Source organism: Streptomyces caelestis, assembly GCF_014205255.1.
In the GTDB taxonomy this organism is placed as follows: Bacteria; Actinomycetota; Actinomycetes; order Streptomycetales; family Streptomycetaceae; genus Streptomyces; species Streptomyces caelestis.
This window is the reverse complement of the sequence record NZ_JACHNE010000001.1, coordinates 6293555-6306943: the sequence shown is the minus strand read 5'-3', so window position 1 is coordinate 6306943 and position 13389 is coordinate 6293555. Positions and strand designations below refer to the sequence as shown.

At 73.5% G+C, this 13389-nt stretch carries 11 protein-coding genes; 2 read left to right on the top strand and 9 right to left on the bottom strand.

Annotation, left to right across the window (positions count from 1 at the left end):
* Positions 1 to 23: 23 nt before the first annotated feature.
* From HDA41_RS29015 to rimP, 9 genes are all read right to left on the bottom strand, one after another.
* Complete coding sequence (locus HDA41_RS29015; RefSeq protein WP_184988950.1) at positions 24 to 980, bottom strand: bifunctional riboflavin kinase/FAD synthetase; 957 nt, start codon at positions 978 to 980, stop codon at positions 24 to 26.
* 166 nt (positions 981 to 1146) lie between these two features.
* Positions 1147 to 4647 (bottom strand): trypsin-like peptidase domain-containing protein, encoded by a 3501-nt coding sequence (locus HDA41_RS29010; RefSeq protein WP_184988946.1) that lies wholly within the window; start codon positions 4645 to 4647, stop codon positions 1147 to 1149.
* 255 nt (positions 4648 to 4902) lie between these two features.
* Positions 4903 to 5808: a tRNA pseudouridine(55) synthase TruB gene (truB, locus tag HDA41_RS29005; RefSeq protein WP_184988943.1), complete on the bottom strand. Its 906-nt coding sequence runs from the start codon at positions 5806 to 5808 to the stop codon at positions 4903 to 4905.
* Positions 5805 to 6257, bottom strand: coding sequence for a 30S ribosome-binding factor RbfA (gene rbfA / locus HDA41_RS29000; protein ID WP_184988940.1), 453 nt, complete (start codon positions 6255 to 6257; stop codon positions 5805 to 5807). The genes truB and rbfA overlap by 4 nt, the downstream gene beginning before the upstream one ends.
* Positions 6258 to 6301: 44 nt before the next feature.
* Positions 6302 to 6595 (bottom strand): DUF503 domain-containing protein, encoded by a 294-nt coding sequence (locus HDA41_RS28995; protein WP_184988937.1) that lies wholly within the window; start codon positions 6593 to 6595, stop codon positions 6302 to 6304.
* A 389-nt stretch (positions 6596 to 6984) separates the two neighbouring features.
* Positions 6985 to 10104, bottom strand: a complete 3120-nt coding sequence (gene infB, locus HDA41_RS42365; RefSeq protein WP_184988935.1) for a translation initiation factor IF-2 — start codon at positions 10102 to 10104, stop codon at positions 6985 to 6987.
* Between the two features lie 146 nt (positions 10105 to 10250).
* Positions 10251 to 10547, bottom strand: coding sequence for a YlxR family protein (locus HDA41_RS28985; RefSeq protein WP_184988932.1), 297 nt, complete (start codon positions 10545 to 10547; stop codon positions 10251 to 10253).
* 102 nt (positions 10548 to 10649) lie between these two features.
* A complete protein-coding gene (nusA, locus tag HDA41_RS28980) occupies positions 10650 to 11648 on the bottom strand; it encodes a transcription termination factor NusA (protein ID WP_184988929.1) in 999 nt (332 codons plus the stop codon).
* A 2-nt stretch (positions 11649 to 11650) separates the two neighbouring features.
* Positions 11651 to 12148: a ribosome maturation factor RimP gene (gene rimP / locus HDA41_RS28975; protein WP_184988926.1), complete on the bottom strand. Its 498-nt coding sequence runs from the start codon at positions 12146 to 12148 to the stop codon at positions 11651 to 11653.
* A gap of 205 nt (positions 12149 to 12353) precedes the next feature.
* On the opposite strand from rimP, the gene HDA41_RS28970 reads away from it, so the two are divergent.
* Positions 12354 to 12899, top strand: coding sequence for a hypothetical protein (locus HDA41_RS28970; RefSeq protein WP_184988923.1), 546 nt, complete (start codon positions 12354 to 12356; stop codon positions 12897 to 12899).
* Positions 12896 to 13360, top strand: coding sequence for a ferritin-like domain-containing protein (locus HDA41_RS28965; RefSeq protein WP_184988919.1), 465 nt, complete (start codon positions 12896 to 12898; stop codon positions 13358 to 13360). The genes HDA41_RS28970 and HDA41_RS28965 overlap by 4 nt, the downstream gene beginning before the upstream one ends.
* Positions 13361 to 13389: the final 29 nt, after the last annotated feature.

The following is a 13389-nucleotide window of genomic DNA, read 5'->3' as shown; positions in this document are numbered from 1 at the left end:
GTACGCGGGACGGGCCGAAGACGCTAGGCGGACCGCTCGGCCGCCGCCACCAGCTCCCGGCAGCGCTTGACGTCCTCGGCCATCTGCTCCAGCAGTGCGTCGAGCGTGTCGAACCTGGCCTGCCCCCGCACGAACGCCAGGAAGTCGACGGCGACATGGAGGCCGTACAGGTCGAGGCCCACCCGGTCGATGGCGTACGCCTCCACCGTGCGCTCGGTGCCGTCGAACTGCGGGTTCGTGCCGACGGAGATCGCGGCCGGCATCGCCTCGCCCTGGGCGTGCAGCCAGCCGGCGTAGACACCGTCAGCGGGGATGGCCGTGTGCGGCAGCGTCTCGACGTTGGCGGTCGGGAAGCCCATCTCGCGGCCGCGCTGGGCGCCCCGGACGACCACGCCCTCCACCCGGTGCGGACGGCCCAGGATCTCGGCGGCGCCCTCGACGTCGCCCTCGGCGACCAGACGGCGGGTCAGTGTCGAGGAGAACGGCTCGCCGCCGCCCGCCTCGCCGGTCACGTACAGGTCGACGACCTCGACCTCGAAGTCGTAGGTCTTGCCCTGCGTGGCCAGGAACTCCACGTGGCCGGCGGCCTTGTGGCCGAAGCGGAAGTTGGGGCCCTCGACGACGGCCTTGGCGTGCAGCTTGTCGACGAGCACCTTGACGACGAAGTCGGCCGGGGACAGCTTCGAGAACTCGGTCGTGAAGGGCAGGATGAGCACCGCGTCCACGCCCAGGCCGGCCATGAGTTCGGCGCGGCGGTGGTGCGGGGCGAGCAGCGGCGGGTGGCTGCCGGGGCGGACGACCTCGCTGGGATGCGGGTCGAAGGTGACGACGACGGCGGGCACGCCCAGCTCCCGGGCGCGGTTCACGGCATGCCGGATGATCAGCTGGTGTCCGCGGTGGACTCCGTCGTAGGAGCCGATGGTGACGACGCTGCGCCCCCAGTCCTGGGGGATGTCCTCCAAGCCACGCCAGCGCTGCACTGTGCCTGCTCCTTGTCGAAAGCTCGTCGAACCGGTGTCCGTGGTTGTTCCTGGTTGCCTCGTACGCAGGTCTAAGGGTGCCATGCCGGGTGTCTGCGGCCCGCATCGGCATGGGGGCTGTGACAGGGCGCACGACGCCGCGGCCCCGTCCGGCGTGCGCGATCCTTCAGGCGGGGACGTGTACCCCGGCCAGAGACTCGATCGTCCGGTGGGAGCTCGGCCCGACCAGCGCCGCCCATTCCTCGGGCGCGTCGGCCAGCCAGCGGGCCACGCGGGCGGCGAAGCCCGGCACGTGCCGGCCGAGGTCGACCAGGGCGCGGTCGAAGCGGGCGGCACCCTCCGGGGTGCGCGCCAGGAGCAGTCCGATGCGGCGGACGAGGTCGCGCAGGTCGTCGCCGCCGTTGCGGGCGGCGCCGTGCAGCAGCGCGTCCAGGACGTCGGTGTCGTGCTCGCGGGCCAGGAGCGCGTCGCGCAGCTCGCGGCGCAGCGGACGGGAGGCGGGGATGCCGGGCGGGGTGAGGATCGCGGCGAGGGCGCACCGCAGCCGCGCCGGGCCGTCCTCCAGCAGGCCGGTGACCAGGGGCAGGAGCACCGTCCGGGCGGCAGGGCCCCGGTCGAGCCGCTGGTCCACGTACGCGGCCACGTGCCCGGCGAGTTCCGGCCGCCGCTGTGCCGCCTGCCCCACCAGCGCGGCGACCCGCCGGACCAGGCCGGGCGGGGTGGCGTCGGCGAGCGCCCGCAGTGCCTCCTCCGCGTCCGGCCGCTCCAGCCGCACCGCGAAGGCACCGAGGACCGGCTCGGGGTGGGCCAGGAGGGCGGCGGCCAGGGCGTCCGGCGGGAGGTGCGGGTCGCCCGCCGCGAAGTGCTCCAGCGCCCGCGGCAGATACCGGGCCCGGGTGAGCGGGTCCTGGACCAGAAGGGCCAGGGCGCCGCCGTGCAGGGCCCGGTCGGCGGGGCGGGCGAGGAGGGTGAGGGCCGCGTAGCGCAGCAGGGCGCGGTCGCCTCCGGTGCTCACCTGCGGCGCGACGCGCAGGCCGTGCGCCATCGCGGCACTCCGTCTCTCCGGCCGCTCGTCGCGCGCCCACCGGTCGGCGGCCCGGCACACCGCCGACGGTTCCTCCTCGGCCAGCACGGCGAGCAGTTCGTCGGCTCTCCGGTGCGCGCGGTCGACGAGCGCGTCCGCCAAGTCGTCCAGCGCGCTGTGCCGGTGGGTGTGCAGCAGTGCTTGCGCGGCCGTGGCCACGGTGGCGTGCGGGGTGGCGGGCAGCGGCTGCTCGTCGTCGAACCAGCGTGCCAGCAGCGGCTGTACGGCGGTGGGGTCGGCGGCCAGCAGCCGGGCGACGGTGTCCAGGAACCGAGGGCCGGCCTCGCACGGCGGGCCGTCGGCGTGCACCAGCCGCCTCAGCAGCGCGAACCGCTCGTCCCCCGGCAGCCGTACCCCGGCCCAGAATTCGGGCCCGACCTCCTCCGGCACGGGCCTGTCCTGCCGCCGCCAGGCCACGATCCGGTCGGCGAGCAGCCGCAGCACCTCCGTGTACGGCGTCGCCTCGGGTACGGCCGACAGGGTCCCGGCGAGCAGCCGGGCGGCCCACCAGGACCGTGGATCGGCGTCCAGGGCGTGCACCAGCTCCGCCAGCCGCGCGGCCAGTTCGCCGGTGCCGTGCTGGCGGGCGAGGAACAGCAGGGCCTGCACGACCGGCCCGATGCGGTGGTGCGGGACGGGCTCGGACTGCGCGTCCTGCCGGCGGTGGACGAGGGCGTGCAGGGCCTCGTCGAGGTCGAGGTGCAGGCCCTGGAGCCAGTCGGCGAGTTCCTCGTGGGCGAAGCGGTAGCCCGCTCCGGCGGGCACGAGCAGCCCCTCCGCGAGGACGGCCGACGCCCATCCGGTGCCGCCGCCGAACCGCGCCGGTGCGGGCCCCCACGGGAACACCGACTCGAACGCCTCCCGGTCCAGATCCCCCGGCCCGGGTCCGAGGCTGCGCCTGGCGGCCTCGTGCACCTGCCCGGCGACCTTGGCGGCCAGCCGGCGCACGGCCGTGCCGCACAGGCCGTTCCCGGCGGCCAGACGCACGGCGATGCGCAGGGACATCAGGTCCAGGTAGGCCGCGAAGACGTCGTCCCGGCCGACGGTGGCGCCGGGGCCGTTGGGACTGTCGGGAGCACCTGCCCTTTCCGCGCCGTCGAAGACGCCGAGGGCGTCCCGGATCTCGGCGAGCAGCCGCAGGGTGAGGGGATGCCGGGCGTCGGCGTCGACGAGGGCGCTCTCCGGGATGCCGTGGCGCAGGCGGGCCTCGCGGGCCTCGCCCTCGGTGAGGTCGCCGAGCCGCACACACGCGGGCCGCCCTTCGGCGCCGGCCGGCCGGTGCAGGACCTCCGCCGGGAACACCGCCCCCTCCCAGTACTCCGCCCGGCACGCCACGACCAGCCGCACGCCCGTCGCCCGCAGCCACCGCACCGTCCCGTCCGTCCAGCCGGCCAGGCGGCGGGCCAGCGCCGGAGGCATCTCCTCCGGGCTGTCGAGGACCAGCAGCAGGGGCCGGCCGAGGGCACCGGCGAGGTGGGCGAGGCGCTCGGGCGTGGTGTCGCCCAGGTCGGCCGGCCGGAAACACGGCCCGGACGCGGCCACGACGGGGGCTGCCCTGGTCAGTGCCCGGCGTGCCGCGTCGGCCACCGAGGCGTCGTCGTCCCGCAGTTCGCAGCCGCGCAGCCACAGCGTGGGATACCCAGCGCGGGCGCGGCGCGCGGCGAGCACCGCGAGTTCCGTCGTACGACCGCTGCCCGGCGGGCCGACCAGGCCGAGCACGGCCGCCGGGCCTGCCTCGAAGTCGCTGAACTCGGCCACCACGGCCGCCCGTTCGACCGGCTCCGGGAGCCCCGTGCCGCCGGGCGGGCCGTCCAGCCCCACCGCGGTGCCGGTCAGCTCCAGCACCCCGGCCAGGTTGAGGTCGGCGCCGTACGCGGGGACCGTCGCCGCGTTCTCGGCGAACAGTTCGGCGAGCGGGGCCGCCGCGCCGGGGACCCGGGGATGCAGCGGTACGGCGAACCCGACGTCGCTGTGGTCGGAGCTGAGCGCGGTGCCGAGGACACCGACGACGGCGCCGGTCGCGGCATCGAGCACCGGGCCGCCGGCCGCTCCGCCGCCCAGCCGCAGCGCGTCCCGCCCCGCCGTGCCGACCGCCAGCTCCAGCGCGCCGTCGAGGCGGTGGAGGCGGGCCGTGGCCGTGTACGTCACAGCGGTCGAGCCGAGCACCCTGGCCTCGCGCCAGCCGTCGGCGGCGATCCGCACATAGGCGCCCGTCCCGGCCCCGCCCCGCACGGTGACGGGCAGTGGCGGCACGCCGAGGCCCTCGGTCCGTACGAGGGCCAGGCCGAGGGCGGGCAGCGGGATCACCGCGTCGGCGGACACGACCCGGCGGCGGTCCCCGGCCCCGTGCAGGACGAGCCGGGGCAGGCCGTCGACCGCCTCGTGGCTGGTGACGAGCGTGCCGTGGTGGTCGGCCAGGAAGCCGGTGCCGCGGGGGCGGCCGGCGAGGTCGTGGATCCGGACGAGGGCCGGGCCGGGTGCCCCGCCGTCGGCTGCCTCGGTCGTCTGCTGCGTTGTTCCGGGGCGGTCCGGGGAGTCTGCCGCGCTGTCGTGTGTCTCCCCGGACCGGTTCCGCGACGTCATCGTCGAGCCTCCCCGCCGTACACCCGTGCCCTTGCGTTCGACGGTAGGGGCGAGGTGATCAGCGGGACAGGTCGCTCGGCGAAAGCGCCCCCCTCCGCTCCCCCGGTTCACTCCGAGCGCCTGCACGGACGGGTGAATGAACGCGAGCGGCTGGATACACCCTAGGGGTGGGGGAATCGAGGGGGGACCGTGGAGCGGCGGCAGTGGGGGTACCCCGTGGTCGCCGCTCCACGGGCGGACGGTCCCGGTGTGCTGTCAGCCGAAGACGGCCAGGCTCTTGGCCTTGCCCCGATGCTCCTCGACGAGGGCGAGGAAGCGGCCCTCCGGGTCGAAGACGGCGACGGAGCCGGAGTTCGCGTACTCCTCGGGCATGTCCAGCCGTACGCCGTTGGTGAGCAGCCGGGCGCGCCGGGTGTCGACGTCCCAGCGGCGGAACGCGGCCGCGGCGGCCTCGGCGATCGGCATCACGGTCAGCTCCTGCTGGAGCTGGTCGAGGGTGCGGGCCGCGTCCAGCTTGTAGGGGCCGACGCGGGTGCGCCGCAGGGCGGTGAGATGCCCGCCGACGCCGAGGTCGGCGCCCAGGTCGCGGGCCAGGGCCCGGATGTACGTGCCGGAGGAGCAGACGACCGAGACGACCAGGTCGAGTACAGGCGTGCCGTCCTCCGCGACGGCCTCCCGGACGTCGTACACGCCGAAGGATGAGACCGTGACGGGCCGGGCCGGGATGTCGAACTCCTCGCCGTCCCGGGCCCGCTTGTAGGACCGCACGCCGTTGATCTTGATGGCGCTGACCTTGGACGGCACCTGCATGATCTCGCCGGTCAGCTTGGCGATGCCGGCGTCGATGGCGTCGCGGGTGACCCCGGAGGCGTCCGTCGCGGAGGTGATCTCCCCCTCGGCGTCGTCGGTGAGGGTGTTCTGCCCGAGCCGGATCGTGCCCAGGTACTCCTTCTCGGTCAGTGCGAGATGGCCGAGGAGCTTCGTGGCCTTCTCGACGCCGAGGACGAGGACGCCCGTCGCCATCGGGTCGAGGGTACCGGCGTGCCCGACGCGTCGCGTTCTGGCGATGCCGCGCATCTTGGCGACGACGTCGTGCGAAGTGAAGCCCGACGGCTTGTCGACGATGACGAGGCCGTCGGGCGTGGTGTGCTTCTGGGTCATTCGGTGGTGTCGTCCGTCTCGTCGTCCTCGTCCGGCTTGCGGTACGGGTCGGCGTCGCCGGCGTACTTCGCACCCGCTGATGCCTCGCGCACCTTCTCGTCGGACTGGCGCGCCTTGTCGAGGAGGTCCTCGATGTTCCGGGCGGTGTCCGGGAGGGCGTCCATGACGAAGGTCAGGGTCGGCGTGAACTTCACACCGGCGGCCCGGCCGACCTCGGAGCGCAGGACGCCCTTGGCGCTCTCCAGGCCGGCTGCGGCCGCGTTCCGCTCCTCGTCGTCCCCGTACACGGTGTAGAAGACGGTCGCCTCCCGCAGATCACCCGTGACCCGCGTGTCCGTGATGGTGACGTGAGAGCCGAGCCGCGGGTCCTTGATCCCGCGTTGCAGCTTCTGGGCCACCACTTCCCGGATGAGGTCCGCCAGCCTCTTGGCCCGCGCGTTGTCGGCCACTGGTCCGTCTCCCGTTCTTTCCTGTCTGGGTCGTTCTCGGTTCGTCAGTCGTCTTCGCCGTGGAAGCGCCGCCTGACGGACAGCAGCTCCACCTCGGGGCGGGCGGCGACCAGCCGTTCGCACCGGTCGAGTACATCGCTCACGTGCGCCGCGTCACCGGACACCAGCGCGAGGCCGACGACGGCCCTGCGGTGGAGGTCCATGTGATCCACCTCGGCCGCGCTCACCGCGTACTTGCGCTGGAGCTCGGCGACGATGGGGCGGACGACGGAGCGCTTCTCCTTCAGCGACCGTACGTCGCCGAGGAGCAGGTCGAAGGACAGCGTCCCCACGTACATGTGTATCCGGATGACCCGCCGGTACGGGATCGATGGCCCTGCGGGTTGGGGCAGGGACATCAAGAACGGTACCGCGTACCTGCCGGTGGCTCGATGGGGTTTTCCTTTGCCCACCCACCCGCCCGACACGGTTGGCCAGGAGGCCCTGCCCCCTGGGGCTCCGCCCCAGACCCCGGCGGGGACTGCGTCCCCTGCACCCCTTGCGGGGCTTCACTCCAGCACCCCTTGCGGGGCCTCACGCCAGCACCCCTCGCGGGACTTCGCCCCTGTGCGCCCGCCGGGGCGCCGAGGCACCCCGGCGGGTGCACCGAGTCTGTTCCGCGGGGGAGACAAACGGCCAGCCGGCCGACGCGGCGATGCCGCGTCGGCCGGTCCGGGTGCCGTGGGTGTTACACCCGCGGCTTCTCGCGCATCTCGTACGTCGCGATGACGTCGTCGACCTTGATGTCGTTGAAGTTGCCGAGGTTGATACCGCCCTCGAACCCTTCGCGGATCTCGGTGACGTCGTCCTTGAAACGACGCAGGCCCTCGATGTTGAGGTTCTCCGCGACGACCTTGCCGTCGCGGATGAGGCGGGCCTTGGTGTTCCGCTTGACCTCGCCGGAACGGATGAGAACACCCGCGATGTTGCCCAGCTTGGACGACTTGAAGACCTCGCGGATCTCCGCCGTACCGAGCTCGACCTCTTCGTACTCCGGCTTGAGCATGCCCTTGAGGGCCGCCTCGATCTCCTCGATCGCCTGGTAGATGACCGAGTAGTAGCGGACGTCCACGCCCTCGCGCTCGGCCATCTGCTGCGCACGCCCGGCGGCGCGCACGTTGAAGCCGATCACGATGGCGTCCGAGCCCATCGCCAGGTCGATGTCGGACTCCGTGACCGCACCGACGCCGCGGTGCAGGACGCGGATGTCGACCTCTTCGCCGACGTCCAGCTGGAGCAGGGAGGACTCGAGAGCCTCGACGGAACCGGAAGCGTCACCCTTGATGATCAGGTTCAGCTGCTGGACCTCGCCGGCCTTGAGCACCTTGTCCAGGTCCTCCAGCGACACACGGCGCGTGCGCTTCGCGAAGGCCGCGTTGCGCTCGCGCGCCGCACGCTTCTCCGCGATCTGACGGGCCGTACGGTCCTCGTCGACCACGAGGAAGTTGTCGCCCGCACCCGGGACGTTGGTCAGGCCCAGGACCTGGACCGGCGTCGACGGGCCCGCCTCGGTGACGAGGTTGCCGTTGTCGTCGTGCATCGCCCGGACTCGGCCGTACGCGTCGCCGACCACCATGGTGTCGCCGACCCGCAGCGTGCCGCGCTGGACGAGGACCGTCGACACGGCACCGCGGCCGCGGTCGAGACGGGACTCGATCGCGATGCCCTGCGCGTCCTGGTGCGGGTTGGCCCGCAGGTCGAGCGAGGCGTCGGCCGTGAGGATCACGGCCTCCAGCAGGGAGTCGATGTGCAGACCCTGCTTGGCGGAGATGTCGACGAACATCGTCTCGCCGCCGTACTCCTCGGCCACCAGCCCGTACTCGGTGAGCTGACCGCGCACCTTGGTCGGGTCGGCACCCTCGACGTCGATCTTGTTGACCGCGACGACGATCGGGACGTCGGCCGCCTTGGCGTGGTTGAGCGCCTCGACCGTCTGCGGCATGACGCCGTCGTTGGCCGCGACGACCAGGATCGCGATGTCGGTCGACCGCGCACCACGGGCACGCATGGCGGTGAACGCCTCGTGACCCGGGGTGTCGATGAAGGTGATCTTGCGCTCTTCGTCGTTGACCTCGGTCGCGACCTGGTAGGCACCGATGTGCTGGGTGATGCCGCCGGCCTCGCCCGCGATGACGTTCGTCTTGCGGATGGCGTCGAGCAGCCGGGTCTTACCGTGGTCGACGTGACCCATGACGGTGACGACCGGCGGGCGGACCACCAGGTCCTCCTCGTCGCCCTCGTCCTCGCCGAACTCGATGTCGAAGGACTCCAGGAGCTCGCGGTCCTCCTCCTCCGGGCTGACGATCTGAACCGTGTAGTTCATCTCGTCGGCGAGGAGCTGGAGCGTCTCGTCGGAGACGGACTGCGTGGCCGTGACCATCTCGCCGAGGTTCATCATGACCGCGACGAGCGACGCCGGGTTGGCGTTGATCTTCTCCGCGAAGTCGGTGAGCGACGCACCGCGCGACAGGCGAACGGTCTCGCCGTTGCCGCGAGGCAGCATCACGCCGCCGACCGACGGGGCCTGCATGGCCTCGTACTCCTGGCGCCTCTGCCGCTTCGACTTGCGCCCACGACGCGCGGGACCGCCGGGACGACCGAAGGCGCCCTGCGTGCCACCACGACCGCCCGGACCACCGGGACGACCACCGAAGCCGGGACGACCGCCGCCGCCACCGGGACCACCCGGACGGCCGGCGAAACCGCCGCCACCGCCACCGGGACCACCGGGACGACCGGCGAAACCGCCGCCACCGCCACCGGGACGACCGGCGAAGCCGCCGCCACCCGGACGACCGCCGCCGCCACCACCGGGACGGCCGCCGCCACCGGGACCGCGGCCACCGGGGCCACCGCCACCGGGACGCGGACCGGCAGCCGGACGCTGCGGCATCATGCCGGGGTTCGGACGCGGACCGCCGGGACCGCCGCCGGGACGCGGGCCGCCACCCTGCGGACGGGGCATGCCGCCCGGCGTGGGACGAGCGCCGCCCGGAGCCTGCGGACGGGGACCGCCCGCCGCGCCCTGGGGACGGGGACCGCCCTGGCCCTGGCCCTGCGGACGCGGGGCGCCACCGGGGGCACCGGGGCCGCCCGGACGCGGGGCACCGCCCGGACGGGGCGCCTGCGGGCGCGCCATGCCGGTGGAGCCACCAGAGGTGAAGGGGTTGTTGCCCGGACGGGGACCCGCCGGACGGGCACCCGGACGCGGGGCGCCGCCACCCGGACGCGAGGCGCCGGGACGGTCGCCACGGTCACCACGGCCCTGACCACCCTGGCCGGAACCACCCGGGCGAGGAGCACCCGGACGCGGCGCCTGGCCGGCCGGACGCGGGGCGCCCGGACGCGGGCCGGAGCCCTGCGAGGAGCCCTGCCCGGAGGCCGGCGCGGCGGGAGCCGACGGGGGTGCCGTGAACTCGGGCGTGGTCGGAGCCGGGGACGCCGGGGCGGGCCGCGGCGCGGGCTTCGGGCCCGGAGTGGGACGGGGGCCGGAAGCGGCCGGTGCGGCCGGAGCCGCGGGCTTCTCGGCGGCTGCCGGCTTGGGGGCCGGCGGGCGCGGGGCGGCCGGACGGGCAGCCTGCGCCGGAGAGGGGGCTGCCGGCTTCGCCGGGGCAGCCTTGCGTGCGGGGGCGGACTTGCCGCCTCCGTTGCCTTGCTGGAGGGCGTCCGTCAGCTTGCGTACAACGGGCGCTTCGATGGTCGAAGACGCCGAACGGACGAATTCACCGAGCTCCTGGAGCTTGGCCATGACGACCTTGCTCTCTACACCGAACTCCTTGGCGAGTTCGTAGACCCGGACCTTAGCCACTTCGCTCCTTTGAGGTCCGGGTGAAGCCGGACCGTCGCTAGTTCATGGGCGTACTCATCGCGTACTCATCGAGTGCTCATCGCAATCTCGACCTGCTTTCGACTCGCGAGGTACCTACACCGCACGGGGCTCCGTGCGGCACGTTCTTACCGTGTTGCCTGATCGGCAACTGTTGTCTGCTCGACGTATCGGCGCAACGCCTTTGTGTCGAGCGCTCCCGGGACGCGCAGTGCCCTCGGGAACGCCCGGCGGCGAACCGCCTGGTCAAGACAGACCGGTGTGGGATGCACATACGCACCCCGGCCGGGCAGCGTACCGCGTGGATCAGGGACGCATGCGTCCTCGACCGCCACGATCCGCAACAGATCGGCCTTGGCCACTCGCTCCCGACACCCCACACAGGTGCGTTCAGGGCATGCTCGGGTGCGCGTCCGGCCAGACACCGTTAAGTCTACCTCCCCGTAGGCGCCTCACCCCTTTGGGGCAGGATTCGAACAGTTGCCGCGCCCGAACCTGTCGTGATCTGAACGACCCGCGGCTTGGATCTATTCCCCGGTCCGGTCCGCGGCCGGTTCGGTGTCCGGCCGGATGTCGATCCGCCAGCCGGTCAGCCGGGCCGCGAGGCGGGCGTTCTGCCCTTCCTTGCCGATGGCCAGGGACAGCTGGTAGTCGGGCACGGTCACCCGGGCCGACCGGGTCGCCATGTCCACGATCTCCACCTTGGAGACGCGGGCCGGGGAGAGCGCGTTCGCCACCATCTCGGCCGGGTCGTCCGACCAGTCGACGATGTCGATCTTCTCACCGTTCAGCTCGCCCATCACGTTGCGCACGCGGCCGCCCATGGGGCCGATGCAGGCGCCCTTGGCGTTCAGGCCGGACCGCGTGGACCGTACGGCGATCTTCGTGCGGTGACCGGCCTCACGGGCGATCGCGGAGATCTCGACCGACCCGTCGGCGATCTCCGGCACCTCCAGGGCGAAGAGCTTCTTCACCAGGTTGGGGTGCGTCCGGGACAGCGTCACGGACGGGCCGCGGACGCCCTTGGCCACCCGGACGACGTACGACCGCAGCCGCAGGCCGTGCGGGTAAGTCTCGCCCGGCACCTGCTCCTGGACCGGCAGGATGGCCTCGAGCTTGCCGATGTCGACGAGCACGTTCTTCGGGTCGCGGCCCTGCTGGACCACGCCGGTGACGATGTCGCCCTCACGGCCGACGTACTCGCCGAGCGTCGCGTCGTCCTCGGCGTCGCGCAGGCGCTGCAGGATGACCTGCTTGGCCGTGGTGGCGGCGATACGGCCGAAACCGGACGGGGTGTCGTCGAACTCGCGGGGCTCCTGGCCCTCCTCGAGGTCGTCGGGGTCCTCCTTCGCCCACACGGTCACATGGCCGGTCTCCCGGTTGAGCTCCACGCGCGCGTGGCGGCGGCTTCCCTCGGTGCGGTGGTAGGCGATGAGGAGGGCCGACTCGATCGCCTCGACCAGCAGGGGGAAGGAGATCTCCTTCTCCCGAACCAAGCCCCGCAGGGCACTCATGTCGATGTCCACGGCTACGCCTCCTCTTCCTTCTTGTCCTTGCGGCTGAACTCGACCTGGACACGCGCCCGGACGATGTCGTCGAAGGCGAGTCTGCGCGCGGTGGCCTTGCGGCCCTTGACCCCGGGCACCTCGGTGTCGACGCCCTCGTCGTCGACCTCGATGATCCTGGCGACCAGCTCGCCGCCCTCGGCCAGCTGGAACTTCACCAGCCGGTCCGTGGCGCGGACGTAATGCCGGTGTTCCGTGAGGAGGCGCTCCGCGCCCGGGGTGCCGACCTCGAGGGTGTACTCCCCCTCGCCCATCGCGTCCGTCTCGTCGAGCTTCGCCGAGAGCGCGCGGCTCACATCGGCGATCTGGTCAAGGTCGGCGCCCGTGTCCGAGTCGACGACGACGCGCAGCACACGCTTGCGTCCTACGGAGTCCACTTCGATCTCTTCGAGATCCAGGCCCTGGGATGCGACGAGCGGTTCCAGCAGTCCTCGCAGCCTCTCGCTCTGGGTGGTGCTCATCCGGGTGACTCCTCGGCCGCGTGTGCTGTTGTGGGATGGGTCGCGTGTCTGGTCAAAGGGTATCCGGTCGCGGGGTGTGTTGCCGTCCACCCGGTGACGAACGGTGCCGCTGAGTGGTCCTGGGCGGGGGCCCGGGTACCGTGATCACGGGCGTTCAGCCCCTGGAGTCGCTTCTTTCTCGTACGAGCCCCCGAGGACGTCTGACGTGCCGTTCCCCTCATCGCCGCGCGCCCGCTCGGGGCCGCGCAGAAGGAGTCTGCTCGCCGTTGGTCCGGCGGCCCTCGTCCTGGCGGGCTGCACCGCCGGCGGCGAGGACCCCGGCGGCCCGGAGGACGGCCCGTCGGCGGCCGAGCGCCGGGCACGCGCGCGTGCGGCGCGGGACAGTGAGGGGCTGGTGGAGCGGTACGACGCCGTGATCGCCGCCCACCCGGGGCTCGCGGAGCGGCTGCGGCCGCTGCGGGCGGAGGCCGTACGGCATGCGCAGGCCTTCGAAGGGGGCCCGGGCCGGAAGGCGTCTCCCTCTTCCCCCTCCACTCCCTCTCCCTCTTCCGCTTCCGCCTCCCCCTCGGCCGCCGCCGTGCCGGGCGACGACAAGGACGCGCTGGCCGCCCTCGCCGCCGCGGAGCGGGAACTCGCCGACCGGCGGGCCACGGCGCTGCTCGACGCGCCGGGCGAGCTGGCGCGGCTGCTGGCCTCGGTGGCGGCGGCCGGGGCGGCGCACGTGTATCTGCTGACGGAGGGTGGCGCGTGAGCGAGGCGAAGGACCGGGAGCTGCGGGCCCTCCAGGCGGCGCTGGCGGCCGAGCATGCGGCGGTGTACGGCTACGGCGTGGTCGGCGGGCGGATCGGCGAGGGGCAGCGTGCCGAGGCGCGGACGGCGTACGACGCGCACCGGGCGCGCAGGGACGCGCTGGTGCGCGAGGTGAAGGACGTGGGGGGCAGGCCCGTGGCGGCGGCCGCCGGGTACACGCTGCCCTTCCCGGTGCCGGACGCGGCGGCGGCCGTGCGGCTCGCCGCCGAGCTGGAGGACCGGGTGGCCGCCGTGTACGCGGACCTGGTGCGGGCGGCGGGTGGCGGGCGGCGGGCCCTGGCCGCCGAGGCGCTGCGGGAGGCGGCGGTGCGGGCGGTGCGCTGGCGCGGCGAGAGCGTAGCCTTCCCTGGGCTCGCCGAGCGGGCCGGCACGGCCCCGCCCTTGGCGGCGCCGACGGCGTGACCCGTGCAGGGCACGCACCGCGGACAGCA

Coding starts and splice junctions, on each gene's coding strand:
- rimP (WP_184988926.1), bottom strand. CDS start 12,148: ATGAGCACCACCCAGAGCGAGAGGCTGCGAGGACTGCTGGAACCGCTC.
- HDA41_RS28995 (WP_184988937.1), bottom strand. CDS start 6,595: ATGTACGTGGGGACGCTGTCCTTCGACCTGCTCCTCGGCGACGTACGG.
- truB (WP_184988943.1), bottom strand. CDS start 5,808: ATGACCCAGAAGCACACCACGCCCGACGGCCTCGTCATCGTCGACAAG.
- HDA41_RS29010 (WP_184988946.1), bottom strand. CDS start 4,647: ATGACGTCGCGGAACCGGTCCGGGGAGACACACGACAGCGCGGCAGAC.